Source organism: Lysobacter enzymogenes (genome assembly GCF_023617245.1).
In the GTDB taxonomy this organism is placed as follows: domain Bacteria; phylum Pseudomonadota; class Gammaproteobacteria; order Xanthomonadales; family Xanthomonadaceae; genus Lysobacter; species Lysobacter yananisis.
Genome location: NZ_CP067396.1, coordinates 3459974 through 3484755, shown reverse-complemented (window position 1 = coordinate 3484755; position 24782 = coordinate 3459974). Strand labels below are relative to the sequence as shown.

At 70.1% G+C, this 24782-nt stretch carries 28 protein-coding genes, 1 other RNA gene and 2 pseudogenes; 19 read left to right on the top strand and 12 right to left on the bottom strand.

The genetic code is table 11. The features are described from left to right. Positions 1–38: 38 nt before the first annotated feature. Positions 39–704: a transcriptional repressor LexA gene (gene lexA / locus JHW41_RS14310; protein ID WP_057947363.1), complete on the bottom strand. Its 666-nt coding sequence runs from the start codon at positions 702–704 to the stop codon at positions 39–41. Between the two features lie 324 nt (positions 705–1028). Between lexA and JHW41_RS14305 the strand changes: the two genes are divergently transcribed. The 4 genes from JHW41_RS14305 to JHW41_RS14290 all read left to right on the top strand — a co-directional run bounded on the left by JHW41_RS14305 (position 1029) and on the right by JHW41_RS14290 (position 4502). Continuing rightward, positions 1029–1739 (top strand): GbsR/MarR family transcriptional regulator, encoded by a 711-nt coding sequence (locus JHW41_RS14305; protein WP_250442796.1) that lies wholly within the window; start codon positions 1029–1031, stop codon positions 1737–1739. Between the two features lie 61 nt (positions 1740–1800). Beyond that, positions 1801–2247, top strand: a complete 447-nt coding sequence (locus JHW41_RS14300) for a thiol-disulfide oxidoreductase DCC family protein (RefSeq protein ID WP_250442792.1) — start codon at positions 1801–1803, stop codon at positions 2245–2247. Positions 2248–2257: 10 nt separating this feature from the next. Continuing rightward, positions 2258–3778, top strand: a complete 1521-nt coding sequence (locus JHW41_RS14295) for a TIGR01777 family oxidoreductase (protein WP_250442789.1) — start codon at positions 2258–2260, stop codon at positions 3776–3778. Continuing rightward, complete coding sequence (locus tag JHW41_RS14290) at positions 3756–4502, top strand: DUF4166 domain-containing protein (RefSeq protein ID WP_250442787.1); 747 nt, start codon at positions 3756–3758, stop codon at positions 4500–4502. Before JHW41_RS14295 ends, JHW41_RS14290 begins: the two co-directional genes overlap by 23 nt. A gap of 138 nt (positions 4503–4640) precedes the next feature. Here JHW41_RS14290 and JHW41_RS14285 read toward each other — a convergent pair whose 3' ends face one another. Both JHW41_RS14285 and JHW41_RS14280 read right to left on the bottom strand, forming a co-directional pair. Further along, positions 4641–5120 carry an RES family NAD+ phosphorylase gene (locus JHW41_RS14285; RefSeq protein WP_123647898.1) on the bottom strand — a complete coding sequence of 160 codons (480 nt, stop codon included), beginning with the start codon at positions 5118–5120 and terminating at the stop codon, positions 4641–4643. A gap of 34 nt (positions 5121–5154) precedes the next feature. Continuing rightward, positions 5155–5796 carry an antitoxin Xre/MbcA/ParS toxin-binding domain-containing protein gene (locus JHW41_RS14280; RefSeq protein WP_198944659.1) on the bottom strand — a complete coding sequence of 214 codons (642 nt, stop codon included), beginning with the start codon at positions 5794–5796 and terminating at the stop codon, positions 5155–5157. Positions 5797–6111: 315 nt separating this feature from the next. Between JHW41_RS14280 and JHW41_RS14275 the strand changes: the two genes are divergently transcribed. The 3 genes from JHW41_RS14275 to JHW41_RS14265 all read left to right on the top strand — a co-directional run bounded on the left by JHW41_RS14275 (position 6112) and on the right by JHW41_RS14265 (position 8755). Beyond that, on the top strand, positions 6112–6573 hold the full coding sequence (locus tag JHW41_RS14275) for a hypothetical protein (protein ID WP_078998545.1): 462 nt from the start codon (positions 6112–6114) through the stop codon (positions 6571–6573). Between the two features lie 534 nt (positions 6574–7107). Then, complete coding sequence (locus JHW41_RS14270; RefSeq protein WP_250442786.1) at positions 7108–8130, top strand: hypothetical protein; 1023 nt, start codon at positions 7108–7110, stop codon at positions 8128–8130. A gap of 400 nt (positions 8131–8530) precedes the next feature. Then, entirely contained in the window at positions 8531–8755 is a 225-nt protein-coding gene (locus tag JHW41_RS14265) for a hypothetical protein (protein ID WP_250442783.1), read from the top strand. Between the two features lie 96 nt (positions 8756–8851). On the opposite strand, the gene JHW41_RS14260 is transcribed toward JHW41_RS14265, so the two are convergent. After that, positions 8852–9127: a hypothetical protein gene (locus JHW41_RS14260; protein ID WP_250442781.1), complete on the bottom strand. Its 276-nt coding sequence runs from the start codon at positions 9125–9127 to the stop codon at positions 8852–8854. A gap of 632 nt (positions 9128–9759) precedes the next feature. Between JHW41_RS14260 and JHW41_RS14255 the strand changes: the two genes are divergently transcribed. Beyond that, the gene (locus tag JHW41_RS14255) at positions 9760–10488 is read left to right on the top strand and encodes a hypothetical protein (protein ID WP_250442779.1); all 729 of its coding nucleotides are present in this window, start codon (positions 9760–9762) and stop codon (positions 10486–10488) included. Between the two features lie 594 nt (positions 10489–11082). Here JHW41_RS14255 and ssrA read toward each other — a convergent pair. Beyond that, positions 11083–11436: a transfer-messenger RNA gene (ssrA, locus tag JHW41_RS14250) on the bottom strand. Positions 11437–11491: 55 nt separating this feature from the next. Beyond that, on the bottom strand, positions 11492–11599 hold the full coding sequence (locus JHW41_RS27055; RefSeq protein ID WP_428995551.1) for a hypothetical protein: 108 nt from the start codon (positions 11597–11599) through the stop codon (positions 11492–11494). On the opposite strand from JHW41_RS27055, the gene JHW41_RS27050 reads away from it, so the two are divergent. After that, positions 11580–11666 (top strand): hypothetical protein, encoded by an 87-nt coding sequence (locus JHW41_RS27050; protein WP_428995550.1) that lies wholly within the window; start codon positions 11580–11582, stop codon positions 11664–11666. The two genes, JHW41_RS27055 and JHW41_RS27050, sit on opposite strands and share 20 nt — an antisense overlap. Before the next feature lie 121 nt (positions 11667–11787). Here JHW41_RS27050 and JHW41_RS14245 read toward each other — a convergent pair whose 3' ends face one another. After that, complete coding sequence (locus JHW41_RS14245) at positions 11788–12159, bottom strand: helix-turn-helix domain-containing protein (RefSeq protein WP_031373591.1); 372 nt, start codon at positions 12157–12159, stop codon at positions 11788–11790. A gap of 191 nt (positions 12160–12350) precedes the next feature. Here JHW41_RS14245 and JHW41_RS14240 point away from each other — a divergent pair, with 191 nt between their 5' ends. The 3 genes from JHW41_RS14240 (at position 12351) to JHW41_RS14230 (ending at position 15550) form a co-directional block, all read left to right on the top strand. Then, entirely contained in the window at positions 12351–12761 is a 411-nt protein-coding gene (locus JHW41_RS14240) for a hypothetical protein (protein WP_057947373.1), read from the top strand. After that, a complete protein-coding gene (locus JHW41_RS14235) occupies positions 12758–13144 on the top strand; it encodes a hypothetical protein (protein ID WP_250442776.1) in 387 nt (128 codons plus the stop codon). The genes JHW41_RS14240 and JHW41_RS14235 overlap by 4 nt, the downstream gene beginning before the upstream one ends. A gap of 165 nt (positions 13145–13309) precedes the next feature. Further along, a complete protein-coding gene (locus tag JHW41_RS14230) occupies positions 13310–15550 on the top strand; it encodes a CHASE domain-containing protein (RefSeq protein WP_250442773.1) in 2241 nt (746 codons plus the stop codon). A gap of 226 nt (positions 15551–15776) precedes the next feature. Here JHW41_RS14230 and smpB read toward each other — a convergent pair whose 3' ends face one another. Further along, on the bottom strand, positions 15777–16286 hold the full coding sequence (gene smpB / locus JHW41_RS14225) for an SsrA-binding protein SmpB (RefSeq protein WP_057947376.1): 510 nt from the start codon (positions 16284–16286) through the stop codon (positions 15777–15779). 245 nt (positions 16287–16531) lie between these two features. Here smpB and JHW41_RS14220 point away from each other — a divergent pair. After that, positions 16532–16954 (top strand): annotated as a pseudogene (locus JHW41_RS14220) (type II toxin-antitoxin system RatA family toxin); the annotation flags it as partial. Between the two features lie 62 nt (positions 16955–17016). Continuing rightward, entirely contained in the window at positions 17017–17286 is a 270-nt protein-coding gene (locus JHW41_RS14215) for an RnfH family protein (RefSeq protein WP_250442770.1), read from the top strand. A gap of 53 nt (positions 17287–17339) precedes the next feature. On the opposite strand, the pseudogene JHW41_RS27045 reads toward JHW41_RS14215, so the two are convergent. Next, positions 17340–17393, bottom strand: a pseudogene (locus tag JHW41_RS27045) (DUF6053 domain-containing protein); the annotation flags it as partial. 95 nt (positions 17394–17488) lie between these two features. Beyond that, positions 17489–17884 carry an outer membrane protein assembly factor BamE gene (locus tag JHW41_RS14210; RefSeq protein ID WP_057947379.1) on the bottom strand — a complete coding sequence of 132 codons (396 nt, stop codon included), beginning with the start codon at positions 17882–17884 and terminating at the stop codon, positions 17489–17491. A gap of 211 nt (positions 17885–18095) precedes the next feature. Between JHW41_RS14210 and fur the strand changes: the two genes are divergently transcribed. Next, complete coding sequence (gene fur / locus JHW41_RS14205) at positions 18096–18497, top strand: ferric iron uptake transcriptional regulator (RefSeq protein WP_057947380.1); 402 nt, start codon at positions 18096–18098, stop codon at positions 18495–18497. A gap of 166 nt (positions 18498–18663) precedes the next feature. Here the strand turns inward: fur and recN are convergent, their stop codons facing one another. Further along, positions 18664–20346 carry a DNA repair protein RecN gene (gene recN, locus JHW41_RS14200; RefSeq protein ID WP_078999432.1) on the bottom strand — a complete coding sequence of 561 codons (1683 nt, stop codon included), beginning with the start codon at positions 20344–20346 and terminating at the stop codon, positions 18664–18666. A 264-nt stretch (positions 20347–20610) separates the two neighbouring features. Between recN and hrcA the strand changes: the two genes are divergently transcribed. Next, the gene (gene hrcA, locus JHW41_RS14195; RefSeq protein ID WP_250442768.1) at positions 20611–21678 is read left to right on the top strand and encodes a heat-inducible transcriptional repressor HrcA; all 1068 of its coding nucleotides are present in this window, start codon (positions 20611–20613) and stop codon (positions 21676–21678) included. Between the two features lie 22 nt (positions 21679–21700). Here the strand turns inward: hrcA and JHW41_RS27040 are convergent, their stop codons facing one another. Then, the gene (locus JHW41_RS27040; RefSeq protein WP_428995549.1) at positions 21701–21799 is read right to left on the bottom strand and encodes a DUF6053 domain-containing protein; all 99 of its coding nucleotides are present in this window, start codon (positions 21797–21799) and stop codon (positions 21701–21703) included. Between JHW41_RS27040 and JHW41_RS27035 the strand changes: the two genes are divergently transcribed. From JHW41_RS27035 to dnaK, 3 genes are all read left to right on the top strand, one after another. Next, the gene (locus tag JHW41_RS27035) at positions 21753–21953 is read left to right on the top strand and encodes a DUF6053 domain-containing protein (RefSeq protein WP_428995548.1); all 201 of its coding nucleotides are present in this window, start codon (positions 21753–21755) and stop codon (positions 21951–21953) included. The genes JHW41_RS27040 and JHW41_RS27035 overlap by 47 nt on opposite strands. A 57-nt stretch (positions 21954–22010) precedes the next feature. After that, positions 22011–22532 (top strand): nucleotide exchange factor GrpE, encoded by a 522-nt coding sequence (grpE, locus tag JHW41_RS14190; RefSeq protein WP_078999438.1) that lies wholly within the window; start codon positions 22011–22013, stop codon positions 22530–22532. Between the two features lie 197 nt (positions 22533–22729). Then, positions 22730–24649, top strand: coding sequence for a molecular chaperone DnaK (gene dnaK / locus JHW41_RS14185; RefSeq protein ID WP_250442766.1), 1920 nt, complete (start codon positions 22730–22732; stop codon positions 24647–24649). Positions 24650–24782 lie beyond the last annotated feature (133 nt).

Sequence of the window (24782 nt, the reverse complement as noted above, 5' to 3'; positions counted from 1 at the left end):
AACGGATCGCAGCGAAACGGGCGCGCTCATGGCCGGCCTCAGGCGCTGCGGACCAGGCCGCAGTACAGGCCTTCGATGGCGAAGTCGGCATCGGCCGGCACCCGGATCGGCGCGTAGTCGGGATTGCGCGGCAGCAGGACGATGCCGTCGGCGTCGATGCGCAGACGCTTGATCGTGATCTCCTCGCCCAGCCGCGCCACCACCACCTGACCGCTGCGCGCCTCGCGGGTGCGGTGCACCGCGACCAGGTCGCCGTCGAAGATGCCGTCCTCGCGCATCGAATCGCCCTGCACGCGCAGCAGGTAGTCCGGCCGCGGCGAGAACAGCGCGCGGTCGACCAGCACGTGCGCCTGCGCTTCGGCATCGGCGCCGATCGGCGCGCCGGCGGCGACCCGGCCCAGGATCGGCAGCGGTTCGTCGTTGCCGCCCGCCCGCGCCGCGGGCGCATCGAGCCCTTCGCGTTCGGCGCGCCAGGCCAGCGCCTCGCGCAGCCCGGCCGGGCGCAGACGGATGCCGCGCGCGCGGCCCGGCAGCAGTTCGATCAGCCCGTCCTCGTGCAGCGCCTGCAGGTGGTAGCCGGCGGAGCGGTTCTGGCGGAAGCCGAAGCGCGCGCAGATCTCCTGCTGCGAAGGCGGCAGGCCGTCGGCGGCGAGGCGCTCGTGCAGGAAGGCGAGCAGGGCACGGCGGAGGTCGGTCAGGCTCATGTACTAATTTTAGTAATAGTCGGGGCACGCGGATAGTGCAGGACGGGCGTGGCCGACGGATGGGAGGTGGCGGATTTGCGCAGAGTGGATCCGCCCGGTCGCAGCCGCTGCGACGCTATCTCCCTGTAGGAGCGGCGCGAGCCGCGACCGCGAACCCGCACGTTCGCGACGCAAACCTAGGCCTGAAACGCAGTTTTCGCCGCGAATCCGCCGCCCCGCAGCCGCGGCTCGCGCCGCTCCTACAGGGAGCGGACCGACCAACGGTCGTTGACGGCATCCGGTCTCTTCATTAATTTCTGTTTAAACAGAAATTAGAGAACTCCGATGCCCCTCAGCCCGCTGCAAGAACGCTTCATCCTCCACTGGGGCGAGATGGGCAGCCGCTGGGGCGTCAACCGCACCGTCGCCCAGATCCACGCGCTGCTGTTCCTGTCCGAGCGCGCGATCACCGCCGACGAAATCTGCGAGACCCTCAACCTGGCCCGTTCCAACGTCAGCACCAGCCTGCGCGAGCTGCAGGCCTGGAACCTGGCGCGGGTGAGCCATGTGCTCGGCGACCGTCGCGACCATTTCGAGACCTACAAGGACGTCTGGGACATCTTCCGCGCCGTGGTCCAGGAGCGGCGCCGGCGCGAGATCGAGCCGACCCTGAGCATGCTGCGCACCGCCGTGCTCGACGGCGACAACGCCGCGGTGGCGCCCGACCCGGCCGACCCGCGCGACCGCCTGACCCTGGCGCGCATGCGCGAAGTGCTGGAGTTCATGGAGACCGGTACCAGCTGGATCGACGAGATGAACCGGCTCGACCCCAAGACCCTGATCAAGCTGCTGAAGATGGGCGCGCGCATCCAGCAGTTCGTGCGCGGCCCGGTCAAGCCGCTGCCGGAACCGCAGGCGCGGGCCGCGGGCGTGTTGTTCGCCGACGAAGCGGGCGAGGGCGATGCGCCCAAGCACGATGCTCCCGAGTTCGATCCCGGCAAGACCGACGCAGGCGAAGGCGATGCCGCCGCGCCGCCCGGTACGCGCTCGCCCTGAGCCGCGCCCCTTTTTTGCTTCGAAGTTTCTGTAATTACCGAAATAACCGTAGGAGTCGATCATGAACAAGGATCTCGCCCCACGCCCGCCCTTGCCGCAGGCCGTCGCCCTGTACGACCGCGCCTGCCCGCTGTGCCGCACCGAGATGCACCGGCTCAAGGCCCGCGACCGCCATGGTCGCCTGCGCCTGGTCGACATCGCCGCGCCGGACTTCGACCCCGCGCAGTGGGGCTTCGAACTCGACGCGCTGCGCAACGCCCTGCACGTGCGCGGCCGCGACGGCCAGTGGCGGATCGGCGTGCCCGGCATCGCCGAGGCCTACCGCGCGGTCGGCCTGGGCTGGCTGACCTGGCCGCTGCGCGTGCCCGGCGCCGGCCGCGCCGCCGCGCGCGCCTACCGCTGGATCGCGCCGAACCGCCACCGCGTCTCGCGCTGGCTGGGCTATCGCGAAGCCGGCGCGGAGCCCGCGCCGCGCTGCGACGACGGCCATTGCCCCACCCATTTCTGAGGACCCGGCCATGGACCTGCACACGCTGTTCCTGAGCCTGTTGCTGCTGCAGATCGCGATGGGCGCGCTGGACACGATCGCCCATCACGAGGTGATGGAAAAACTCGCCAACCGCCGCAGCGCCGCGCTGGAGCTGAAGCTGCATTCGGCGCGCGGCTTCGTCTACGGCGCGCTGTTCCTGGTGTTCGCCTGGCTGCGGCCGCAAGGGCTGTGGCTGGCGGCGGTGTGGGGGCTGGTGCTGATCGAAGTCGGCATCACCCTGTGGGACTTCGTGGTCGAGGACGCGACCCGGCTGCTGCCGAACACCGAGCGCGTGCTGCACACCGTCCTCGCGGTCAACGGCGGCGCGATGTTCGCGGTGTACGCGCTGGCCACGCGCGGCGACTGGGCGCTGCCGAGCGCATTGGCACCGGCCGTGCACGGATGGATGTCGTGGGCGCTGACCGCGGCCGCGCTCGGCATCGCCGCCAGCGCGGTGCGCGACGGCCTGGCCGCGCGCGCCAACGCCGCCGAACCGGCGCCGCGGCCGTTGCTGGCGCAGCACCCGCAGCAGCATTTCCTGGTCAGCGGCGGCACCGGCTTCATCGGCACCGCGCTGGTCGAGGGCCTGCTCGCCGGCGGCCACCGCATCACCGTGCTCAGCCGCGATCCGCGCCGCGCCGCCTTGCGCTTCGGCGGCCGCGCGCGCTGCATCGCCGACACCGCCGAACTGCGCGACGACGAACGCATCGACGTGGTGGTGAACCTGGCCGGCGCGCCGGTGGTGGGCCCGCGCTGGACGCCGCAGCGCAAGCGCGCGCTGTTGGCCAGCCGGATCGGCACCACCGACGCGCTGCGCGCCTGGTGCGACCGCGCCAGCGTCAAGCCGGCGCTGTGGCTGCAGGCCAGCGCGGTCGGCCTGTACGGCGCGCATGCGCGCAGCGCGCCGGAACAGCGCGAGTTCGCGCCGGTCCCCGGCGATTTCCCCAGCGCACTGTGCGCGGCCTGGGAGCGCGCGGCCGCGCCGGTCGGCGAACGCGGCGTGCGCCTGGCGACGATGCGCCTGGGCCTGGTCCTGCACCGCAGCGGCGGTCTGCTGCCGATGCTGTCGCTGGCCGCCGCGCTCGGCGGCGCCGCGCGCCTGGGCGACGGCCGGCAGTGGTTCGCCTGGGTCCACCTCGACGACGTGCTGCGCTTCGTCGAATACGCGGTCGAACACGCCGGCGTGCGCGGCCCCTACAACCTGGTCGCGCCCGGCGGCTGCACCCAGGCCGAGTTCACCCGCGAACTGGCGCGTTCGCTGCATCGCCCGGCGTGGCTGGCGATGCCGGCCGCGCCGCTGCGGCTGGCGCTCGGCGAGATGGCCACGATGCTGCTCGACGGCCCCGTCGTCGCCCCGCAGCGGCTGACCGACCAGCGCTTCGTCTTCGCCCATCCCGTGCTTGCCAGCGCCTTGCGCTGCGCGCACGCCGGTTTGGCGCGCGATCCCCGTTCTGACTATGTGGGTGTAGGACACCCGGGTGAGGGACATGGAACTGTTGCAACGCATTGACCTGCCGGCGCAGACCGGCGCGAACGCCGCCGCGCCCGCGACGGCGGACCGGCCCGCGACGGGCCGGCGCGAACACAAGCGGCCCGAAACGCAAGCGCCGGCCGCGGCCGGCCTCGAGCCCGCGCACGACCTGGCCGCGCTGCTCAAGGCCGCGCTGGGCCCGCGCTGGGCGCTGCTGCATCCGCATATCCGGGCGCGCTTCGAGCTGGCCGAAGGCCAGGCCCAGGCCGAATACGTCGGCGACATGCACCAGGTGCGCTGCACCCGCCTGGGCGCGCTGTTCGCGCGGCTGATCCGCTACGCGCGGGTGCTGCCGCACCACAACGCCGACGACGTGCCGTTCCGCTTCGACGTCGAACCGCTGCGGCGCGAACTGGGCTGGATCAAGACCCGCACCTACCACTTCGCCCAGGAGATCTTCAGCTTCCGCTCGCGCATGACCCTGGGCGCCGGCGGCGAACTGCTGGAGCACTTCGGCGGCGGCCTGGGCATGCGGGTGCGGCTGGAAGTGTTGCCGAACCGGCTGGTGTTCGTCGACGACGGCTATTTCCTGCACTGGCGCGGCCTGCGCCTGCCGTTGCCGCGGCCGCTGTGGCCGGGCCGGTTCGTGCTGGTGCACCGCGACCTCGACGCCGAGCAGTTCGAAGTCTGCATCGACGTCTCCCACCCCTGGCTCGGCCCGCTGTTCCACCAGGAAGGCCGGTTCCAGCGCTTGCGCGGGTGAGCCGCGAGCGGCCGCGCATTGCGCGGCCGTTGCCTGTAGGAGCGGCGAAAGCCGCGACCGTGGGGCCGCAAGCTCGCGCCGCAAACGCGATGCGGCGCAGTCGCAACTCGCGCCGCTGCTACAGCGGCTGCGGCCGCTTCAAGGCGCGCGGAACACCACGTTGTACTGGAACTTGCGCCCGGTCGTGGCGCGCAGCTTCTTGGCGTCGCGATGCTCGGGATTGATCAGCGCGTTGTATTCCTCCGGCACGATCACCGACGGCACCAGCAGGATCGCCGAGGCGCCGGACTGCAGCCAGCGCGAGCCGATGCCGACGCTGGCCATGCCCGCCGGCACCGCGTCCCAGCCGCCGGGCAGGTCGGCGGCGGTCATCTGGATGCGCGCCTTCCACACCGCCGGCGGCACCTCGATCGACACCACGTGCCGGTTCAACGGCAGCCCGTGGGCGTCGACGTAGGCGGCCGTCTCCAGCGCCGCCAGCGCCAGCGAGGTCGCGCTGTAGAGCACGCGCTGGCCCTCGTCGTTCCAACGCCCGGGAAACTTGGCCGCGCCCGCGCCGCTGAGGTCGTCGGCGCGGTAGGCGCGGGTCTCGCCGGCGATGCGCCACAGTGTCGTCATCGTTCCGGCCTCGTCCTGGCGGCGCCGCGGCGCGTCATTGGTACGCGCCGCTGGCCAGCGCGCCGAGCAGGCGCGCGACCACGCTGAGCCCGGTCGGGGTGTCGAGCAGGTCGGCCGGCCGCTGTCCGCCCAGCGCTGCCTGCGGCTGCTCGATCCAGTGGCCGAGCCAGCGCGCCGCGTCGAAGTCGGGCGCGGCCGGATCGGTGCTGTCGTCGACGATGTCGCGGGCGATGCCGAGCAGGTGGATCAGCCCCAGCGCGGCCTGGCCGCTGGCGCCGGTGATGCGCGCCTGCTGCGCGGCCTTGGCCTCGGCGGTGGCCTTGGCGATGCCGAGGATGTCGAACATGCGCACCGCCGGCAGATCCATGTCGCTGGCCATGTGTTTGACCATGCGCGCCGGCACGCCTTCGCGCTCGGCTTCGACCCGCTGCAGCGGGGTCGCCGTGCGCAGGTAGGCGACATAGCCGTTGAGCGTGGCCGGGGCGCCGTAGGCCTCGGCGGCGAGCGGCTCCTTGACCGACAACGAGCGCTTGGAGGTCGGCAGCGGATAGGCGGCGGCGTCGCGCACGCTGCGCGCGGCCTCGCGGCGGCCGCGCGACGGCGCGGCCTTGGCCGGCTTGGCGCTGGCCTCGGCGGCGCCCTTGGCCGGGGCGGGCGGCTTGGCGGGTTTGCTCATGGCTGGGTTTCCGTCTTGATCTGGACGGATCATAGCTCAAAACAATACGGGTGTCTCAAGCCGTCTCCGCGCGCCCAGCCTGGCGGCCGCGGGTCGCGGGCGCTGCGACCCGGGAACGCGATAGTGTCCTGGCGGGCTGGGTCAGAGCCTGCAGCCGACACGAAACGGCACGCCCACGATTGATATGCTGCGCCCCCGGCGATGGGGCGCGCGGCCGGCCGGGCGTCCCGTCCGCGTATTCGTATCGGTCCACGTCCCCGTCCGGCATGCTGTACAGCGGTATCGCGCCCTCACCGTTTCGTTTTCGGAGTCGTCATGAATTGCAAGTCGCGGATCCTCGGTTCCAGCCTGGGGTTGTTGCTCCTCATCGCCCCGCACGCCGACGCCCAGAAGCGGCGCGCGCAACAACAACCGCCGAAGGACAACGCGACTTACACGGCCGCCCTGGCCCGTTCCGCCGAGACCTGCCCGGAGCATTCCGAGCAGCGCACCCGTCCGGGCGTGGTCGCCGTGCCGGCGGCCGCGTTGAAGGTGCTGGAGTCGCGCGGCTACGCGCTGTGCCCCGACACCCGCCTGGACACCACCACGCCGGTGGTGTGGTACGGCAAGCAGGGCGTGTTCGCCTGGAACCCGGCCAGCGCCGGCGCGCCGAAGATCCTCGCCGCCCAGGCGGCGGCCTATGCGCGCAGCGAAGAGTTCCCGGGCGCGACGGTGGTGTGGAAGTCCAACGGCAAGCTCGCCGAAGGCGCGCTGGTGCCGTCGTTCCGCAAGCGCTGAACCCGGGCGCCGCGACGGTCGCGCGACGCGCGCGGCCGGCGTTCGCGAACGCATCCCGCGGCGCGCGCCGCGGCTTCGTGAACGCGAGCTACACCGATCTCGCCGCAACGGCGCGAGCAACGGAAATTTAATTCTCCTGCGGCCGCGCTACTCGCTATCGTCGGCCGACCCGATCCGCGCGCAACCAGACGCCGGCATCGCCGGCGCGGCGTTCGCGAACGCGGGCCTTGCATGCGCGATCTTCGCCGATGCGATCCGCGCCGGCGCAGCCTTCGCAAACGCAGCCTTCGCAAGCGCAGTCCTAGCAAACGCAGCTCTCGCGAGCGCGAAGCAGGCACGCCGGCCGGCCGTCGCCAAGCGCGTCGGCGCGCATCGGGTTCGCGGGCGCGCACCACGCGCGATCCGCGAGCCGCGCCCGTAACCGCTTCCCCGCAATCGCTCCTGCGCAATCGCCCCGCATCGCCGGCGCTCGCTTCGTTGCGGGCGCACGCGCCTTGCCTCGTGCGTGCCGGCACCGGTATCCGAACAAGACGCATGCACGCCGACGAGTCCCCACCCGAATTGCCGCTGCGCCTCGCCGCCGCCTTGGTCGCGCTGGCCTCGACGGGATTCATGGTGTGGTTGCTGATGCGCATACCGTCGCCGCTGCCGCCGGCGCAGGAACTCGACGTGGTGCTGATCGAGCGGATCGCGCCCGCGCCCCGCGCCGTGCCCGAATCCGCATCGGTCCCCGAATTCGAATCCGAATCCCAATCCGAACCAATGCCGCAGCGGACGTCGCCACGCAGCGACGCCTCGGCGACCGATCGCGCGCCCGCCACGCCCGCAAGGCCGGCGGCCGCGAACCCATCGCCCGCGAACGGCAAGGCCGCGCCTGCCGCGCGGCTGTACACCGCCGAGGGTCGTCCCGCGCTCGCCGCCGATCCCGACTTCGATCCGATCAAGCGCAAGGCCTACGCGCCGGGCAGCGACGAAGATCCCAACGCAGCCAAGGTCCGAAACGCGTTCGAACGCAAGAATCCGCTGCCGTCGCAAGGCGGCGGCTTCGACGGCTGGGCCAGCGACGGCACCCTCGGCGAAGCCTTTGTCGAAAGCGCGCAAAAGCGCCTGCAGAAAATCGTCGACAAACTGCCCGGCCGCAAACAGGTGCAGGAAGTCGTCGCGCGGCCGCCGCCGCCGGTGCGGTTCAACCCGGCCCTGCACGAGCGCCCATCAGACTTGGGCAGCGAGGCGACCGGCGATGCCTACAAGGCCGCGCCGATCGCGTTCGAGCGCGCGCCGGGCCTGGGCGGCCAGGCCAGCGCGCGCATCCGCGCCGCCATCGGCGAACTGGAACAGCGCCGCCGCGGCTGCGACCTCGAACGCCTGCGCACGCTGCTGGCGCCGGCGCTGAGCGGGCTGGACGAACTGCAACGCATCGAACGCGCTTACGCCTCCGGCGCCGACCCGGTGAGCGCCGAACAACTGCTGCCGCGCTCGGCCGACCTGGCCTACGACCGCGCGCGCCGGGCGATCTGGTACGCCGACCAGCGCAGCGCGGACTGCGCCAAGCCGTAGCGCGTCGGCAGCGCTCGCGCAAAGCGCCCGAGTCGCACGGCTCTCGTGGGAGGGGCTTCAGCCCCGACGCTCTGCGCTCCGTTCGCCGGCCTCTTCGAGGCGTTCGCCGCGATCCAGCGAAAAGCGCACCGCAGCGCTCGCGCAAACCGCCTGAGTCGCACGATTTGCCTCTCGTGGGAGGGGCTTCAGCCCCGACGCTCTCCGCTCAATTCGCCGACATCTTCAAAGCATTCGCCGCAGCCCGGGCGAAAAACGTCGGGGCTGAAGCCCTCTCGCAAGTTCACCGCGAACCAGCCACCGCCACGCTCAACCGGCACCGCGAACATCGCCGCGACCGACCGCTTACCCATCCCCGCGCGCTGCCGTATGCTGCGCGCTCCCACCTTGGAGCGAAACACACGTGGATCTGGAAACGATCGGTGAAGTGGTGCAAATCGACGACGTGCAGGAAGTGAACCAGCGCCTGCAGGACGGCTGGGTCGTCCTCGCCGTGGCCCCCGGCACCAAGGCCGGCGGCGAGCCCTGGCTGCGCTACTCGATGGGCCTGCCGTACGAGGACGAGGAAGACGAGGACGAAGAGGACGAAGAGGAAGGCGACGAGGAAGAGGAAGACGAGGACGAATAAGTCCCGCCTCCGCGCCAGTCCCGCGCTGCGCGCAGCCGCGCGCGAGCGCGCTCGCGACGCACGACGAAGGCCGGCCCATGCCGGCCTTTCGTTTGCTCAGGCCCGCTCGCTGCGCGCGCGCAGCAGCGCCGAGAAACCCAGGTACGCCCACAACGCCAGCACCGCGGCGAGCCACGCCAGGCCCCAGCCGAAGCACTTCTTGGCGAAGTCGAGGAACGGAAACGAATTGCCGATCAAGGTGCCGTCCATGCGCGGCAGCACCTCGGCGCGCCAGAAATCCAGATGGGTCCATACGCCCAGCCAGATCGGGAACAGCCAGCCGGCGGAGAACACCGCGACCAGCGCGCTCGACAGTCTGCGTTTCCAGTTCATCCCAGCCCTCCATGGGCGATGGCGGATACGAAAAAGACCGGTCGCCCGCTTCGGCTGGCCTTCGCCGCGACCGAATGATTCGAGCCTGTCTGGCGCAAGCGGACAGCGTCGGCCGGTCGATGCAAGCGGCTGGGAATCAGGTTAGCCGATCCGCATCGATCTCAGATACCCGAAGATATTCTACGGCCCGGGTCGCTCGATTCGGCTTCGCCATGCGCGCGCCGATCCGCTCCTCGATCCCGGATTCGAGCCGGCCGCCGCCGGGATTCGCCGACGCCCTCGGCGGAATTCCGGCGGATGTCGCTGGCGCGAAGCGCAACCGAGAGCCGCCGCCAGCGCAACGGCATTTTTACGTTGAGGACGCAGTGCCGCCCGCATGGCGGTGTCCGCGCTCTCACTGTGCGCTGCGCCGGTGGAACGCTTAGACGCGTTGCGCGAGAGAACCCGGCCAGCGCAAGTCCAGCGCGCGTGCGTATGCACGGACGAATTTCGACGGCGGCTCCAGTACACGATGGACCGCCCGCCAGCCGAGTCGGCTTGTGATGTCAATCGCTGTCGGCGGCTTGCTTCGATGCCAACGTCTTGGCGCCATGAATCGATCATGGCTTAACGACGTGTCCCGGGAGAACGAGATGGAGTCGAACACGAAAGGAAGCCTGTCGCCGAAGCCAAGGTTCTGGGCGCACGCGCTGTCGCGCGCCGCACGAATCTCTCGATCGTTGTCCGCCGCGTCGGTTTTTGCCGCGTGTGCGTTGACCGCGGCGCCGGCGCTTGCGCAAAACCCGATGGAAGAGTCCGCTGCGCGCAGCATCGGTTACATGGATTGCGTGATCCGGACAGAGGCGGCCACGATCGACGTCGCGGTCGTGGCTTTGGTCGAAAAGTGCCATTACAAGCTGGACCGGCCGGTCGAGGATGTGATCGCGGAATTGTCCGCGGTGCTTCCGCTCGACGATACAGCTCCGCTGGCCGAGCAACTCGCCCCGATCAAAGATCGGTTCACCGAGGCGCAGTTCGAATACTTCGTCGAGATGGACGCGATTTTGGATGCGGCCGTATCCACCGATGAACTCGGCGCGAGCCTGGCCAAGCTGGAAGAGCGCGCGCTCAAGTCGCTGGGTCGATCGAAGGAAGACCTGAAGGTCCTGGAGGGAATCAGCTTCGCCAGATACTCCGTCGAATTGCTGTCGGGCTACAAGGAAACCGAGGCGGTTTACCAGGACAAGGGATGCTGCAGGTTTCTTCGCGGCGTGGTCCGTGTCGCGCGCGCCGTCATCGTGGGGGTGGAGTCCGGAGGCACGGTGGGCGGGATCGTGGCCGGGGTCAAGGCGATCGCCAGGGAGATCATTCGTCCGGGCTGAGCGCGTTGCGGAGTCTTCGATCACTCGATAACGAGCGCGGCGCGCGGTCGTGGTCGATCGCGACGGCGCGGGGTGACAGGGGCCGGCCGAACTGGGCCGGCCCTTTCGCAGGTGCGGGTTCGCGATCGGATGGCTTGGTGGCGCTGCGCATCCGTGTCGGAGCGGTGTCTGCCGATGCCGCGACGTGCGAGAGGGCTCGCACTCTCGCGCCGGTCTGACGATTTCGCTGTCTTCGCCGCCCAGGCTCGTCGGTGGGGCTGCCCATCAAGTGTCAGGCGAGTCCGTGCCTGGGCAGGACGAGTGGGGCGATTCTGGCCGGCACGCTCGGTGCCGACGGCGCTGCGTGGACGGGCTTGGATCGACCGGCACCGATCCCAAGGTTGCCGAGGGCGGCCAGTGCATAGAGCGACCGGCGAGTCGGCCTGGGGTGGTCGAGGGGGCAGTTGCGCGTAGCGCGCCGAGAGAGTGCGTTCATGGCCGCGCCATGGCCATGCGCTGGGGCGGGGCCGGGCCGCACGACAGGCACAAAAAAGGCCGGAAACCCTCGATATCGAGATGTTTCCGGCCTGTTTCGGACCCTTGCGGATCGACTGATGGTGGAGGTGGGCGGAATCGAACCGCCGTCCGAAGGCACTCCATCCCCGGCACTACATGCTTAGCGCTCCGTTGAGTCTCGTCCCGGGACAGCACGGCGCGCAAAGCGCATCCAAGGACCAGCCTGCTATAGGTTGACCGGGAGCTGGCAGGCGGCGGCTCCCGGCGATTCCGTGATAGTGACCCTACGCTGCGAGCACGGACACAAGCAGTTTCGGGGCTTACGCCTTAAGCGGCGAGAGCGTAGTTGTCGTCGTTGGCAACTAGAGTTTTGCAGCTGGATTTACGAGGAAAGCTACCCCCTCGGCATGCGCCAAGCGATTTCGCGACCCCCGTCGAAGCCAGTGCACCCCCGGGGAAACTGCGTTACAGCGCTGACCCGTTCAGTATAGGGGCTGCGCGCCGGTTCTCAAGTCCGCCGTGGATGGCCTTCAGGTTCGAGGCCGTTCGCGCAGGACCTGGCGATAGGTGCGGGAAGCCCTTCAGGTCCGACGCTCTTGTTCCGGATCGCGGCGATCGGAATGCAGAACGTCGGGCCTGAAGACCTTCCGCAAAACGTCGAAAGGGCTTCAGTTGCCGCCTAGCAGTTCGATCGGCGCCTGTCGGCTTGCCGCGAGCGGAGCGGAAAGCATCGGGCCTGAAGGCCCTCTCACGGAAGCGAAGCAGGCCTTGCCGCAGAGCGCGCGCGACGAAACGGCGCGCGGCTCAGTTGCCGTCGAGCAACTCGATCAGCGCGCGGCGCTTCTTGCGCGAGAGTTTGCGCATCAGGCCCATCAGCCGCAGTTCGTCGGGATCGCTGTACTTGGCGGCGTTCTCGCGCACCGACAGCGACTTGCCTTCGATGGTGCCGCGGCCGGTGGCCAGCCATTCGAAGCTGACGTGCTGCTGCACCGCGATCTGCAGCATGCGCTCCAGTTCGGGCAGGGCGAGGCCGACCAGCCATTTGCGCGCAGTCTCGCGGCTGACGTCGTAGTAGGCGGAAAGGGCGCCGGTGCGGGCCCGGCCCTTGGCGAATCCGGAGAAGTCCAGGGCCTGGTGCAAACGGTTGGCGAATTCTTGATGGGGCGCGTTGGTCATAGGTCTCGCCGGAGCATCCTGCAGGGCTAAACGTGGGCGCCGGGTCCGGGTCCGGCGCAGGGCCGGGGGCGGAGAAAGAGCGCAACTCATTGTTGCGTATTCTCGCGTAAAAAGATCACTCTTTTTGCTTGTTGAAAAGAGCAATTTCGAATGGTAATTTGATCGTGCATGGATGCACGCAAGGAACGACCATGGAAGGGCTGAACCGCAGCAACGGCAATACCTGGGCGCATGGCCGCCGCTACCGCGTCCGCGAAGGCCGCGAGGCCTCGCAGCAGAGTCCGCAAAACGGAAGCCGCGTCACGAACGCGGCCGAATCGCAGGTTGAAAGTGCGGAGGAAAACTCCGCCGGAAGTGGTAACGGGCGCGACCGGCGGCGTGCGCTGCCGAGCGCGCCGCCGAATCCTATCGAACGTTATATCGCCTGCTTCGACACGGTGCGAGCGGCCGCGGATGCGGCCGGGGTGTCCACGGCCATGCTGCGGCGGATGCGTTCGCGCGGGCATGTCTCGACCCGGCAGCGGGCCTTGCTGATGGCGCGCGCCTGCGGATTCCGGCTGGCGCCGGCGGAACTGCTGGCATTGCCGCAGGCGGGGCCGTGAGCGCGGCGGGCGCGGTGCTGGCGGGGGCGGTGCTGGCCGGCGTGGGGCTGGCGGCCGCGGCGCCGCCGGCGCTGGCGTGGCTGTGGTCGGCGTTGGCGGCCGGGGCCGTGTTCGCGGCGGCGGCGCTGGCCGGTTGGCGCTGGGGCGCGCGGCGGGCGTCGCGGGCGCGGCTGGCGGCGCGCGCCGACCGCAACGGGCGCGAGCTGCTGCGTCTCGCCGACGAGATCGAGGCCTATCTGGCGCAGCGGCAGTGCGAGGGCGCGCCGGTGCTGGCGCAGCGGCATTGGCCGCGGCTGTGCCGGCGCCTGGCGCTGGAGCACCTGGACTGCATCAATCGGCTGATGCTGGAAGGGCTCATGCTCGACAACGCCGCGCCGGATTAGCCGGTCCCGTCACGCCCCGCGGCCCGCGTCCGCGGCGACGGCACGCGCCGCGACGGCGATGGAGAACGAAGGACGGAGCCAGGGCAGGGCGGCCGCCTGTGCATCGTCGGTGGCGTGGAGCCACCGCGATGGGCCTGTCCGGGTGCGGCTTGTATGCTTAGGCCGATGACGACGACCGATCCGGCCGCCCGCGCCGCTCCGCCGAACGAACCGGACCCCGCGCCGGATTTTGCCGATGTCTCCGGGCTGCTGCCGCGTCGCGGCTACGTGCTCGCGTTCATCGTGTTCATCGTCGCCCTGGTGCTGGTGTTCACCGCCTGGCGGGTCGCGCGCGACCGCGAGCAGCGCTCGGCCCAGGTCGAGTTCATCGGCCGCACCGCCCAGGTCACCGAATTGCTGCAACAGCGCCTGGTCAACTTCGAACTGGTCGCGCGCGGCGGCGTGTCCTTGTTCGCCTCGGTGCAGCGGCCGACCGCGGCGCAGTGGAAGGCCTATGTCGAGGGCATGAACCTGCAGCGCCGGTTTCCCTCGACCCTGGGCCTGGGCTTCACCGGCTACGTGCCGCAGCGCCTGCTGGTGCAGTTGCAGAACGAATGGCGCGATGCCGGCTACGGCTTGTTGACGGTGCGCCCGTTCGGCCAGCGCGAGGTGTACGGGCCGATCCTCTATCTGGAGCCGAGGACCGCGGCCAACGTCGAGGTGATCGGCTACGACATGTTCTCCGAGCCGGTGCGGCACGCGGCGATGGAGGCGGCGCTGGAGTCCGGGCAGGCGCGCCTGTCGGGCAAGATCGACCTGCTGCAGGACAAGCACGACGGCCTGCGCAGCACCGGCCTGCTGCTGGTGCTGCCGGTCTACCTCGGCGGCGGCCGGCCGCTGAGCCCGAGCCTGCGCCGGGCCGAGATGCAGGGCTGGGTGTACGTGCCGTTCCGGCTGCAGACGTTCGTCGATACCTCGCTCGCCGAGGGCCACAAAGACCTGCGTTTCCGCATCTTCGACGAGAGCGGCGGCGGCAACGCCCTGCTGTTCGAGACCCCCGGGGTCAAGCCGCGGCAGCCGGCGGCGTTCCTGCACAAGACCACGTTCGAGGTCTACGGCCGCACCTGGCGGATCGAGTACGAATCGGCGCCGATCGAGCAGGCGGTGCCGCGCATGGAAGGCCTGCGCAACATGTTCGCGCTCGGCATCTTCACCGCGCTGCTGTTGTACGGCATCGCCCTGGTGCTGGCCCACACCGAATCGCGCGCGCGCCAGATCGCGATGCGCATGACCGAGGACTTCCGCCGCAGCGAGGCGCGCTTCCGCAGCGCGATGCAGTATTCGGCGATCGGCAAGGCCCTGCTCGACAGCGAGGGCCGCATCGTCGACGCCAACCCGGCGCTGGCGGCGATCGTCGGGCTGTCGCGCGCGCAACTGCTGGACCAGCGTTTCGACGGTTTGCTCGAAGACGAGGAGACCGATGCGCACGCCGCGGACGAGGAGCGCAACGAAGAGGACGGCGTGCATCGCGCCACCCGTCGCCTGCGCCGCCAGCACGGGGTGGCGCGGCAGGTGCAGCTGACCTATTCGCCGGTGCCGGGCAAGGTCGGCCAGGACATCACCGGCCTGGTCCAGGTCGAGGACGTCACCGAGCGGCTGCGCGCGGAAGCGCGGGTGCACGCGCTCAACCGTACCCTGGAGGCGCGCGTGGCGCTGCGCACGCGCGAGCTGAGCCAGGCCAACCAGGAGTTGGAGGCATTCGCCTACAGCGTCTCGCACGACCTGCGCGCGCCGCTGCGGGCGATCGACGGGTTCAGCCGCATCCTCGGCGAGAAGTACGCCGACCGCCTCGACGAATCCGGCCGCGGCTACCTGGCGCGGGTGCGCAAGGCCGCGTCGCGCATGGGCGACCTGATCGACGCATTGCTGAAGATGTCGCGCCTGACCCGCAGCGAGCTCAAGCACGAGAACGTCGACCTGAGCCGCATCGCCGGCGAGGTGGTCGAGGAGTTGCGCGTCGGCGAGCCTCAGCGCGCGGTCGAGGTGCGGATCGCGCCGGGGCTGCAGGTGGTCGGCGACGCTTCGCTGCTGCGCAACCTGCTCGGCAATCTGCTCGGCAACGCCTGGAAGTTCACCCGCGACCGCGATCCGGCGACGATCGAGTTCGGCCTCGCCGAGACGCCCGGCGGCGGGCGCGAGTTCTTCGTGCGCGACAACGGCACCGGTTTCCCGCAGGCCTATGTCGACAAGCTGTTCCGGCCGTTCCAGCGCTTGCACAGCGTGGAGGATTTCGCCGGGCACGGGATCGGGCTGGCCTCGGTCAAGCGCATCGTCGAGCGCCACGGCGGGACGATCCGCGCCGAGGGCAGCGAGGGCGAGGGCGCGGCGTTCTATTTCACCTTGCCGGGCGGTGGGCACGGCGGGTGAGGCGGGGTTGCGCCGGTAGTCGAGTTTTCGCGGTCGCGGCTCGCGCCGCTCCTACATGGGCTACCTGTAGGAGCGGCGCGAGCCGCGACCGCGCCACTTGGATCACCGCGAACCCAACGCCATAGGCTCGCGTGCGCACCGACCGCGGCGAACGCGTCTTCCGCGCCGCCGCCGCAATATCGGATCGCCCGCGGTCGCGAACGGGGCGGCTTTTACCCGGCGCGCCTCACGCGTCGCGGTTATGCCGCCGCATGACCCGCTGCTTCTCGCGCTCCCAGTCGCGTTCCTTGCTGGCTTCGCGCTTGTCGTGGCTCTGCTTGCCCTTGGCCAGCGACAGTCCGGCCTTGACCCGGTTGCCCTTCCAGTACAGCGCGGTCGGGATCACGGTGTAGCCGTCGCGCTGGACGCGGCCGATCAGGTTGTCGATCTCCTTGCGGTGCAGCAGCAGCTTGCGGCTGCGGCGTTCCTCGGCGACGACGTGGGTGGAGGCGGAGATGAGCGGGACGATCTGCGCGCCGATCAGGTAGATCTCGCCGCGCAGCACCACCGCGTAGGCGTCGGTGATGTTGGCGCGCCCGGCGCGGATGGACTTGAGCTCCCAGCCCTGCAGCTCCAGGCCGGCTTCGAAGTTCTCTTCCAGGTGGTATTCGTGGCGGGCGCGCTTGTTCTGCGCGATGGTGCCGCCGGCGCCGCCCTTTGCTTTATCCTTGGCGGTCTTGTTGTTTGTCTTGGCCATACCCGATTGTCTCCGATCCGGAGGCGGTTTGAGTAGCCGGCCGGCGGGGCGGGGGCGGCGCGGGGGCGGCGCGGGGGCGATTTGCCGGCCCGCGATGGCCGAGAATCGACCGGCGCGGCCGCCGCGCGTTGCCGATGCGGGCGGTCCGGCCGAGTTCCATCGAATCAGGCCGGATCAGGCTGAATTAAGCCGAATCCGGCCGGGCCCGGTTGAAACCCGCGCTGCGATCCCAATAAGCGAGAACGATGCCTACCATCCGCCGCTCCGCCTTGGTCGAACATTCCGCCGCGCGCATGTTCGCGCTGGTCAACGACGTCGCCGCCTATCCGCGCCGCTTCGACTGGTGCGAGGCGGCGCAGATCCTGGAGGCCGACGCGACCCACATGGTCGCGCGGCTGGACCTGGGCCTGGGCGCGCTGCGGACCTGGTTCACCACCCACAACGCCTTGTCGCCGCCGCACCACATCGAGCTCAAGCTGGTCGACGGGCCGTTCCGCAAGCTCGGCGGGCGCTGGGAGTTCCACGCACTGGACGAGTCGGCGTGCAAGGTCACCCTGACCCTGGAGTTCGAGCCGGCGGTGAAGCTGCTCGGGCCGGCGATGGCGCTGGGGTTCCAGAGCCTGGCCGACCGCATGGTCGACGATTTCGTCCGCGTCGCCGATCGCGGCGCCGAGCCGGCGCCGCCGGCCGAAGTCGCCGCGCCGGCGCCGGACGCAGGCAACGCGCCTGCATGAAAGTCGAGGTGGTCCGCGCCTGGCCGCGACGCTTCCAGCGGATGAGCCTGGAACTGGCCGAGGGCGCGACCCTGGGCCAGGCGGTGGCGGCGGCCGGGTTCGACGGCGATGCTGAGGCGGTGGGCTATGCGGTGTTCGGCGTGCGCGCCGGCGCCGACACGGTGCTGCGCGAGGGCGACCGGGTGGAGTTGCTGCGGCCGCTGCAGGTCGATCCCAAGGACGCGCGCCGGCGGCGCGCGGAAGAGCGGCCGCTCAAGAAGAAGTGAGGCCGGCGCGCGGTCGCGGCTGTTGTGGGAGGGCCTTCAGGCCCGATGCCGTCCGCTCGGATCGCTGCGACCTGAAACAAAAGCGTCGGGCCTGAAGGCCCTCCCACAGCAGCCCGAGGGCATCGGGCCCGAAGGCCTGGCGCGGCCCGGAAACGAAACAGCCGCCTTGCGGCGGCTGTCGTCGGCGGAGCGGACGCGCGCGTCAGCGGCGCTTCTTCTTGTCCTTTTCCTTGGCCAGGTTGCGGCCGAACTGCTTGACCGAGGCCGCGGCGATTTCCTTGTCCTGCTCGGGGAAGTAGTCGCCTTCCCACTTGGTCAGCGCGTCGTTCTCGAACCACAGGGTCAGGTTCTTGCGCGCGGTGTGGCCGAGGCGGTCGACGCGCTGGGTCGAGGTGTAGTCCCAACGGTTCTGGTGGAACGGGTCCTCGATCGACGGCGTGCCGATCAGCACCTGCACCTGCTGCTTGCTCATGCCGGCCTGGAGTTGGTCGACCGCGGTCTTCTCGAGCAGGTTGCCCTGATAGATGGGCTGCTTGTAGATGATGCCGCAGCCGGAAGTGACCAGGGCGAGCGAGAGAACGAGCAGGAGCTTACGCATCGGATAGGGTGTCTGCGGCAGTCGAAGGCAACGGGCCCGATGATACACTGAAGCCCGACCCCACCAAGGGCGGATCGCGGCGCGGGGCGGCCCCTCGCGTTCATCCGCCATTCCGGCCCGCCCGCCCAGTGCGCCCTTCGCGGCGACGGCCAGCCGGTCTCCATCCGGACCGGCCCGCGCCGGTCCAAAGTCATCGAAGGGACGTACCCCCATGGAATCTCAGGACCTGCGCAACGCCGGACTCAAGGTCACCCATCCGCGCATGCGGATCCTCGAGTTGCTGGAGAGCGCCAAGCCGCGGCACATGACCGCGGAAGACATCTACCGGATGTTGCTGGAGAAGGGCGAGGACATCGGCCTGGCCACGGTCTACCGGGTGCTGACCCAGTTCGAATCCGCCGGCCTGGTGCTCAAGCACAACTTCGAGGCCGGCCAGTCGGTCTACGAGCTCGACCGCGGCCATCACCACGACCACATGGTCGACATCGACAGCGGCAAGATCATCGAGTTCGAAAGCTCGGAGATCGAGGAGCTGCAACGCAAGATCGCGGCCGAGCACGGTTACCTGATCGAGGAACATTCGCTGGTGCTGTACGTGCGCAAGAAGCGGTGATTGGCGGGACCGGGGACCCGGGACCTGGGACCCGAAAGCGAAAGGCCCGTCGGATGCGACGGGCCTTTCGCTTTTTGCGATGCAGGTTTTCAGTTGAGCACGTGGCGTCAGTTCGAACCCGATCATGCTTTCCCCGGTCCCCGGTCCCCGGTCCCCGGTCCCCGCCTCACCCCACATCGGCCAGCAAGCGCCGCGCTGCCGCGCGCACTTCTTTCGTCAGCTCCACGCCGCCGAGCATGCGCGCCAGTTCTTCCTCGCGCTGCTTGGACGCCAGCACCTGCACCGCGCTCTGGGTGACGCCTTCGCTGGCGGCCTTGGCGACGCGGTAGTGGGCGTGGCCCTGGGCCGCGACCTGGGCCAGGTGGGTCACGCACAGCACCTGGCGGCTGCCGCCCAAGGCGCGCAGCTTTTGACCGACTATTTCCGCCACGGCGCCGCCGATGCCGGTGTCGACTTCGTCGAACACCATGGTCGGCACCGCGTCCAGGCCGAACGCGGCGACTTCGATCGCCAGCGAGATGCGCGAGAGTTCGCCGCCGGAGGCGACCTTGCGCAGCGGCCGCGGCGGTTGGCCGGGGTTGGCGGCGACCATGAACTCGACGCGTTCGGCGCCGTTCGGGTCGGGCCGGTCGTCTTCCTGCGGCTCGATCTCGACGGCGAAGCGGCCGCCGCCCATGCCCAGTTCGCCGATCAGTTCGGTGGTGCGCGCCGACAGCGAGGCGGCGGCGTCGCGGCGGGCGCGGCCGAGCGCATCGGCGGCCTGGCGCCAGCGCTTGCGCGCGGCGCCGATCTCGGCGTCGAGCGCGTCCAGGCGTTCGCCGGCGCCGCGCAGTTGTTCCAGCTCGGCGCCGACGCCGTCGCGGGTGGCGGCCAGTTGTTCGGGCGCGACCCGGTGCTTGCGCGCCAGTTCGTGCAGGCGGCCGAGCCGGGCTTCGATGCGTTCGAATTCGGCCGGGTCGAGGTCGAGATCGTCGCGCACGCGGTCGAGCAGGCTCAACGCCTCGTCGACCTGGATCGCGGCGTTGTCGAGCATGGCGTCGACTTCGGCCAGGCGCGGTTCGTGCTCGGCGACCCGCTGCAGGTCGCCGCGCACTTGCTGCAGGGTGCGGGTCAGCGAGGGGCCTTCGTCGCCGCCGATGCGCGCGAACGCGCCTTCGCAGGCGGCGATCAGGCCGGCGGCGTGGGCGTGGCGGCGATGGTCGGCATTGAGCTTGGCGATGGCCTCGGGTTCCAGCGCCTCGCGTTCGAGTTCGGCGTGCTGGTGTTCGAGCCAGCCGATGCGGTCGGAGACGTCGCCCTGGGCGACCAGCCCGTCGCGTTCGCGCAGCAGCGCGCTCCAGGCGCGCGCGGCGGCGGCGACCGGCTCGCGCGCGGCCTCGTGGCGGCCGTAGGCGTCGAGCAGGTCGAGCTGGCTGGCGCGGGTGAGCAGGGCCTGGTGTTCGTGCTGGCCGTGGATCTCGACCAGGCGCGAGGCCAGTTCGCCGAGTTGGCTCAGGGTGACCGGGCGACCGTTGACCCAGGCGCGCGAACCGCCGTCGGCGCGGATCACCCGGCGGATCTGGCAGACCGGGGCGTCGCCGTCGCCGGTTTCGTCGAGTTCGTTCTCGGCCAGCCAGGCGGTGGCGAGCGGGGCGTCGTCGAGGGTGAAGTCGGCGACCAGCTCGGCGCGGTCGGCGCCGTGGCGGACCACGCCGCTGTCGGCGCGCAGGCCGCTGAGCAGGCCGAGCGCATCGACCAGCAACGACTTGCCGGCGCCGGTTTCGCCGGAGATGACGGTGAGGCCCGGGCCGAAGCTGAGCTCGGCGGCAGTGACGACGGCGAATTGCTTGAGCGATAGATGGGCGAGCATGCGGCGGCGATTGTGCCTGGGAGGGGCCGTGGCTGGGAATGGGCGCGCGGCGGGCGCGAGGGTAGGGAGAGGGTGTATCAGCGGGTGAGACGCGGGCGGGCGTCGGTCGGGGGCGTCAGTATGGCCGCAGTCGATGACGCGGGGTCGGGGTGGGCGGCCACGGCAGCCACCGCGGCCGCCACCACCAACGCCCACGATCCCATTCCCGCCCGCAACCCGACCCGCCCGCTTGCACCCAGCCGCCGCCGCGCATATATCGCCTGCATGAACCGCCGAGCCAACGACCCCGCCCTCGACCCGCGCGCGCGCCAGCTGTTGCGCGCGCTGATCGGCCGCTACATCCACAGCGGCGAGCCGGTCGGGTCGCAGACCCTGGCCCGGCATGCCGGCCTGGACGTCAGCGCGGCGACAATCCGCAACATCCTCTCCGACCTGGAAGAGGCCGGCCTGCTCAGCGCACCGCACACCTCGGCCGGGCGCATCCCCACCGCGCAGGGCTACCGGCTGTTCGTCGATTCGCTGCTGCAGGTGCGGCCGCTGCCCGAGGGCGAGGTGGCGCGGCTGCGCAGCGAGCTGCCGCCCGGTTCGGGCACCCAGGCCCTGCTCGGCAGCGCGTCGGAGCTGCTGTCGGCGATGACCCACTTCGTCGGCGTGGTCAGCGTGCCCAAGCGCGAGCAGTTCGCGTTCCGCCGGATCGAATTCGTGCCGCTGGACGCGCAGCGGGTGCTGGCGATCCTGGTGTTCGCCGATCAGGAAGTGCAGAACCGCATCATCCAGACCCGCCGCCCGTTCGAGGCCGGCGAGCTGGAACGGGTCGGCAACTACCTCAACACCCACTTCGCCGGCCGGCCGGTGGCCGAGATCCGCGCCAGCCTGCTGCTGGAACTGCGCAACGCCCAATCGGAAATGCAGGCGCTGCTGGCGCAGTCGATGGAGCTGGCCGAGCAGGCGCTGGCGCCGGACGGCGACGACATGGTCCTGGCCGGACAGACCCGGCTGATGGGCGTGCAGGAGCTGGCCGACCTGGACCGGCTGCGCGAGCTGTTCGAGGCCTTCGCCCGCAAGCGCGAGATCCTGCAACTGCTCGAACGCACCGTGCGCGCGCCGGGCATGCGCATCTTCATCGGCGAGGAAACCGGGCTGGCGCCGCTGGAAGGGGTGTCGCTGGTGACCGCGCCCTACGGCGCCGGCGGACGGGTGCTGGGCGTGCTCGGGGTGATCGGGCCGACCCGGATGGCCTACGAACGGGTGATCCCGGTAGTGCAGGCCGCGGCCGACGCGCTCGGCGACGCGTTTCAGGCGGGCGAGGGGGCGGTGGGCGAAGGCGAGTAGGCCCGGCGTCGCGGCGAACCCTTCAGGCCCGGGGCTTTTGTGGGGGGGCTTCAGGCCCGAGGCTTTTCGGTCGGATCGCGGCGATCGGGCACAAGAGCGTCGGGCCTGAAGGCCCTCCCACAGAAGCGGCCCTCCCACAAAAGTCTAGGGCTGGCCTGGCGCTCCAGGCCGATTGTTCCAAAATGCGACGCGAACCGCGCAGCTGGGCGCCGATCCCGCACGATCGCCGCAGTTCACCGCCGTTGTCGCGCCCCCATTCGGCCGCCGCCTCTTGAATGCCCGTCCCCGGCCCCCATAGCTGGCCCAGTCGCGGACTGCCGCAAGGAACCAGCATGAACCCAAACGATCCCAACCCCGATGTGAACCCTGAGGCCCAGGACCCGGTGGCCGCCGCCGGCGCGGCGATGTCCGAGGTCGAGGCCCTGCGTTCGGAAATGAACAAGCTGCGCGAGGACTCGCTGCGCGAGCGCGCCGAGCTGGAGAACCAGCGCAAGCGCGTGGTCCGCGATATCGAGATGGCGCGCAAGTTCGCCAACGAGCGCCTGCTCGGCGACCTGCTGCCGGTGATCGACAGCCTGGAGGCCGGCCTGGCCGCCGCCGGCGGCGACGCCAGCGCGCTGCGCCAGGGCATGGAACTGACCCTGCGCCAGCTGCTCAAGGTCGGCGCCGACAACGGCCTGGTCGCGGTCGATCCGGTCGGCCAGCCCTTCAATCCCGAGCACCACCAGGCCATGAGCATGGTGCCGGCGCCGGGCGTGGCGCCGAACCACGTGGTCCAGGTCTACCAGAAGGGCTGGCTGCTCAACGAGCGCCTACTGCGCCCGGCCCTGGTCGTGGTCGCCCAGGACGCCTGAGCCGCCTCCCGCGGGCGTCGCGGCGGGGGCCGCGCGCAAGGCGTCCGCAACGGGAAGCGAATCTGGGTTTTTCAGTACATCGGGGCAGGGCACGGGCGCTTGAACTGCCCGGCACCGGGCCCCAAATAACGAACATCGGCGGCCTGCGGCATTCCGCGCCGCCCCCAACATTCCAGCATTAGAGAGGGAGCAACAGCATGGGCAAGATCATCGGCATCGACCTGGGCACGACCAATTCCTGCGTCGCGATCATGGAAGGCGGCAAGGCCAAGGTCATCGAGAACTCGGAAGGCGACCGCACCACGCCGTCCATCGTCGCCTTCACCAAGGACAGCGAAGTCCTGGTCGGCGCCTCGGCCAAGCGCCAGGCGGTGACCAACCCGAAGAACACCTTCTACGCGGTCAAGCGCCTGATCGGCCGCAAGATGACCGACGCCGAAGTGCAGAAGGACCTGGGCCTGGTGCCCTACGCGATCGTCCCGCACGACAACGGCGACGCCTGGGTCGCGACCGCCGACGGCAAGAAGATGGCGCCGCAGCAGATCTCGGCCGAAGTGCTGGGCAAGATGAAGAAGACCGCCGAAGCCTACCTGGGCGAGCCGGTCACCGAGGCGGTGATCACCGTGCCGGCCTACTTCAACGACAGCCAGCGCCAGGCGACCAAGGACGCCGGCAAGATCGCGGGCCTGGAGGTCAAGCGCATCATCAACGAGCCGACCGCGGCCGCGCTGGCCTACGGCATGGACAAGAAGGGCGGCGACCGCAAGGTCGCGGTCTACGACCTCGGCGGCGGCACCTTCGACGTGTCGATCATCGAGATCGCGTCGGTCGACGGCGAAATGCAGGTCGAAGTGCTGTCGACCAACGGCGACACCTTCCTCGGCGGCGAAGACTTCGACAAGCGCGTCATCGACTACTTGGTCGACGAGTTCAACAAGGACCAGGGCATCGACCTGCGCAAGGACCCGCTGGCGCTGCAGCGCCTGAAGGACGCGGCCGAGCGCGCCAAGATCGAGCTGTCGTCCTCGCAGCAGACCGAAGTCAACCTGCCGTACGTGACCGCCGACGCCTCGGGCCCGAAGCACCTCAACATCAAGCTGACCCGGGCCAAGCTGGAGTCGCTGGTCGAGGACCTGATCAAGAAGACCATCGAGCCGTGCCGCATCGCGCTCAACGACGCCGGCCTGCGCGCCAGCGACATCGCCGAGGTGATCCTGGTCGGCGGCCAGACCCGCATGCCGAAGGTCGGCCAGGCCGTGGCCGAGTTCTTCGGCAAGGAACCGCGCAAGGACGTCAACCCGGACGAAGCCGTCGCCGTCGGCGCGGCGATCCAGGGCGGCGTGCTGGCCGGCGAGGTCAAGGACGTGCTGCTGCTCGACGTGACCCCGCTGAGCCTGGGCATCGAAACCCTCGGCGGCGTGTTCACCAAGATCATCGAGAAGAACACCACCGTTCCGACCAAGGCTTCGCAGACCTTCTCCACCGCCGAGGACAACCAGTCCGCGGTCACCGTGCACGTGCTGCAGGGCGAGCGCGAGCAGGCCCGCTACAACAAGTCGCTGGCGCGCTTCGACCTGTCCGGCATCGAGCCGGCGCCGCGCGGCATGCCGCAGGTCGAGGTGTCGTTCGACATCGACGCCAACGGCATCCTGCACGTCAGCGCCAAGGACAAGAAGACCAACAAGGAACAGAAGGTCGAGATCAAGGCCGGTTCCGGCCTGTCCGAGGAAGAGATCGCCAAGATGGTCGCCGACGCGGAAGCCAACCGCGAGGAAGACCAGAAGTTCCATGAGCTGGTGCAGGCGCGCAACCACGCCGACGCGCTGATCCACAGCACCCGCAGCGCGATCAAGGAGCACGGCGAGAAGATCCCGGGCGAGGCCATCGGCCGCGCCGAAGCGGCGATCGCCGAGCTGGAGACCGCGATGAAGGGCGACGACAAGGGCCAGATCGAGGCCAAGTCGCGCGCGCTGGAAGAGGCCGCGCAGTCGGTGCTGGCCGCCGCCAGCGCCGGTCAGCCGGGCGAGGACGCTCCGGCCGGCGACGCCGGCGCCGCGGCCAAGTCCGACGACGTGGTCGATGCGGAGTTCACCGAAGTGAAGGACGACAAGAAGTAAGCAGGGAATGGGGGATCGGGATGATGGGTCGACCGCGGTATCGCCGCGACCCGCCGCAAGCCCGGTTCCCCGTTCTTGCATTGTTCGCGGCCCGCCGTAACCAGGCGGGTCGTGCGCTTTCGATCCGACGATT

Bases quoted from the DNA above. Each gene is read 5' to 3' on its own strand.
- lexA (WP_057947363.1), bottom strand. From the start codon at position 704: ATGAGCCTGACCGACCTCCGCCGTGCCCTGCTCGCCTTCCTGCACGAG.
- JHW41_RS14305 (WP_250442796.1), top strand. From the start codon at position 1,029: ATGCCCCTCAGCCCGCTGCAAGAACGCTTCATCCTCCACTGGGGCGAG.
- JHW41_RS14300 (WP_250442792.1), top strand. From the start codon at position 1,801: ATGAACAAGGATCTCGCCCCACGCCCGCCCTTGCCGCAGGCCGTCGCC.
- JHW41_RS14295 (WP_250442789.1), top strand. From the start codon at position 2,258: ATGGACCTGCACACGCTGTTCCTGAGCCTGTTGCTGCTGCAGATCGCG.
- JHW41_RS14290 (WP_250442787.1), top strand. From the start codon at position 3,756: ATGGAACTGTTGCAACGCATTGACCTGCCGGCGCAGACCGGCGCGAAC.
- JHW41_RS14285 (WP_123647898.1), bottom strand. From the start codon at position 5,120: ATGACGACACTGTGGCGCATCGCCGGCGAGACCCGCGCCTACCGCGCC.
- JHW41_RS14280 (WP_198944659.1), bottom strand. From the start codon at position 5,796: ATGAGCAAACCCGCCAAGCCGCCCGCCCCGGCCAAGGGCGCCGCCGAG.
- JHW41_RS14275 (WP_078998545.1), top strand. From the start codon at position 6,112: ATGAATTGCAAGTCGCGGATCCTCGGTTCCAGCCTGGGGTTGTTGCTC.
- JHW41_RS14270 (WP_250442786.1), top strand. From the start codon at position 7,108: ATGCACGCCGACGAGTCCCCACCCGAATTGCCGCTGCGCCTCGCCGCC.
- JHW41_RS14260 (WP_250442781.1), bottom strand. From the start codon at position 9,127: ATGAACTGGAAACGCAGACTGTCGAGCGCGCTGGTCGCGGTGTTCTCC.
- JHW41_RS14255 (WP_250442779.1), top strand. From the start codon at position 9,760: ATGGAGTCGAACACGAAAGGAAGCCTGTCGCCGAAGCCAAGGTTCTGG.
- JHW41_RS14245 (WP_031373591.1), bottom strand. From the start codon at position 12,159: ATGACCAACGCGCCCCATCAAGAATTCGCCAACCGTTTGCACCAGGCC.
- JHW41_RS14240 (WP_057947373.1), top strand. From the start codon at position 12,351: ATGGAAGGGCTGAACCGCAGCAACGGCAATACCTGGGCGCATGGCCGC.
- JHW41_RS14230 (WP_250442773.1), top strand. From the start codon at position 13,310: ATGACGACGACCGATCCGGCCGCCCGCGCCGCTCCGCCGAACGAACCG.
- smpB (WP_057947376.1), bottom strand. From the start codon at position 16,286: ATGGCCAAGACAAACAACAAGACCGCCAAGGATAAAGCAAAGGGCGGC.
- JHW41_RS14215 (WP_250442770.1), top strand. From the start codon at position 17,017: ATGAAAGTCGAGGTGGTCCGCGCCTGGCCGCGACGCTTCCAGCGGATG.
- JHW41_RS14210 (WP_057947379.1), bottom strand. From the start codon at position 17,884: ATGCGTAAGCTCCTGCTCGTTCTCTCGCTCGCCCTGGTCACTTCCGGC.
- fur (WP_057947380.1), top strand. From the start codon at position 18,096: ATGGAATCTCAGGACCTGCGCAACGCCGGACTCAAGGTCACCCATCCG.
- recN (WP_078999432.1), bottom strand. From the start codon at position 20,346: ATGCTCGCCCATCTATCGCTCAAGCAATTCGCCGTCGTCACTGCCGCC.
- hrcA (WP_250442768.1), top strand. From the start codon at position 20,611: ATGAACCGCCGAGCCAACGACCCCGCCCTCGACCCGCGCGCGCGCCAG.
- grpE (WP_078999438.1), top strand. From the start codon at position 22,011: ATGAACCCAAACGATCCCAACCCCGATGTGAACCCTGAGGCCCAGGAC.
- dnaK (WP_250442766.1), top strand. From the start codon at position 22,730: ATGGGCAAGATCATCGGCATCGACCTGGGCACGACCAATTCCTGCGTC.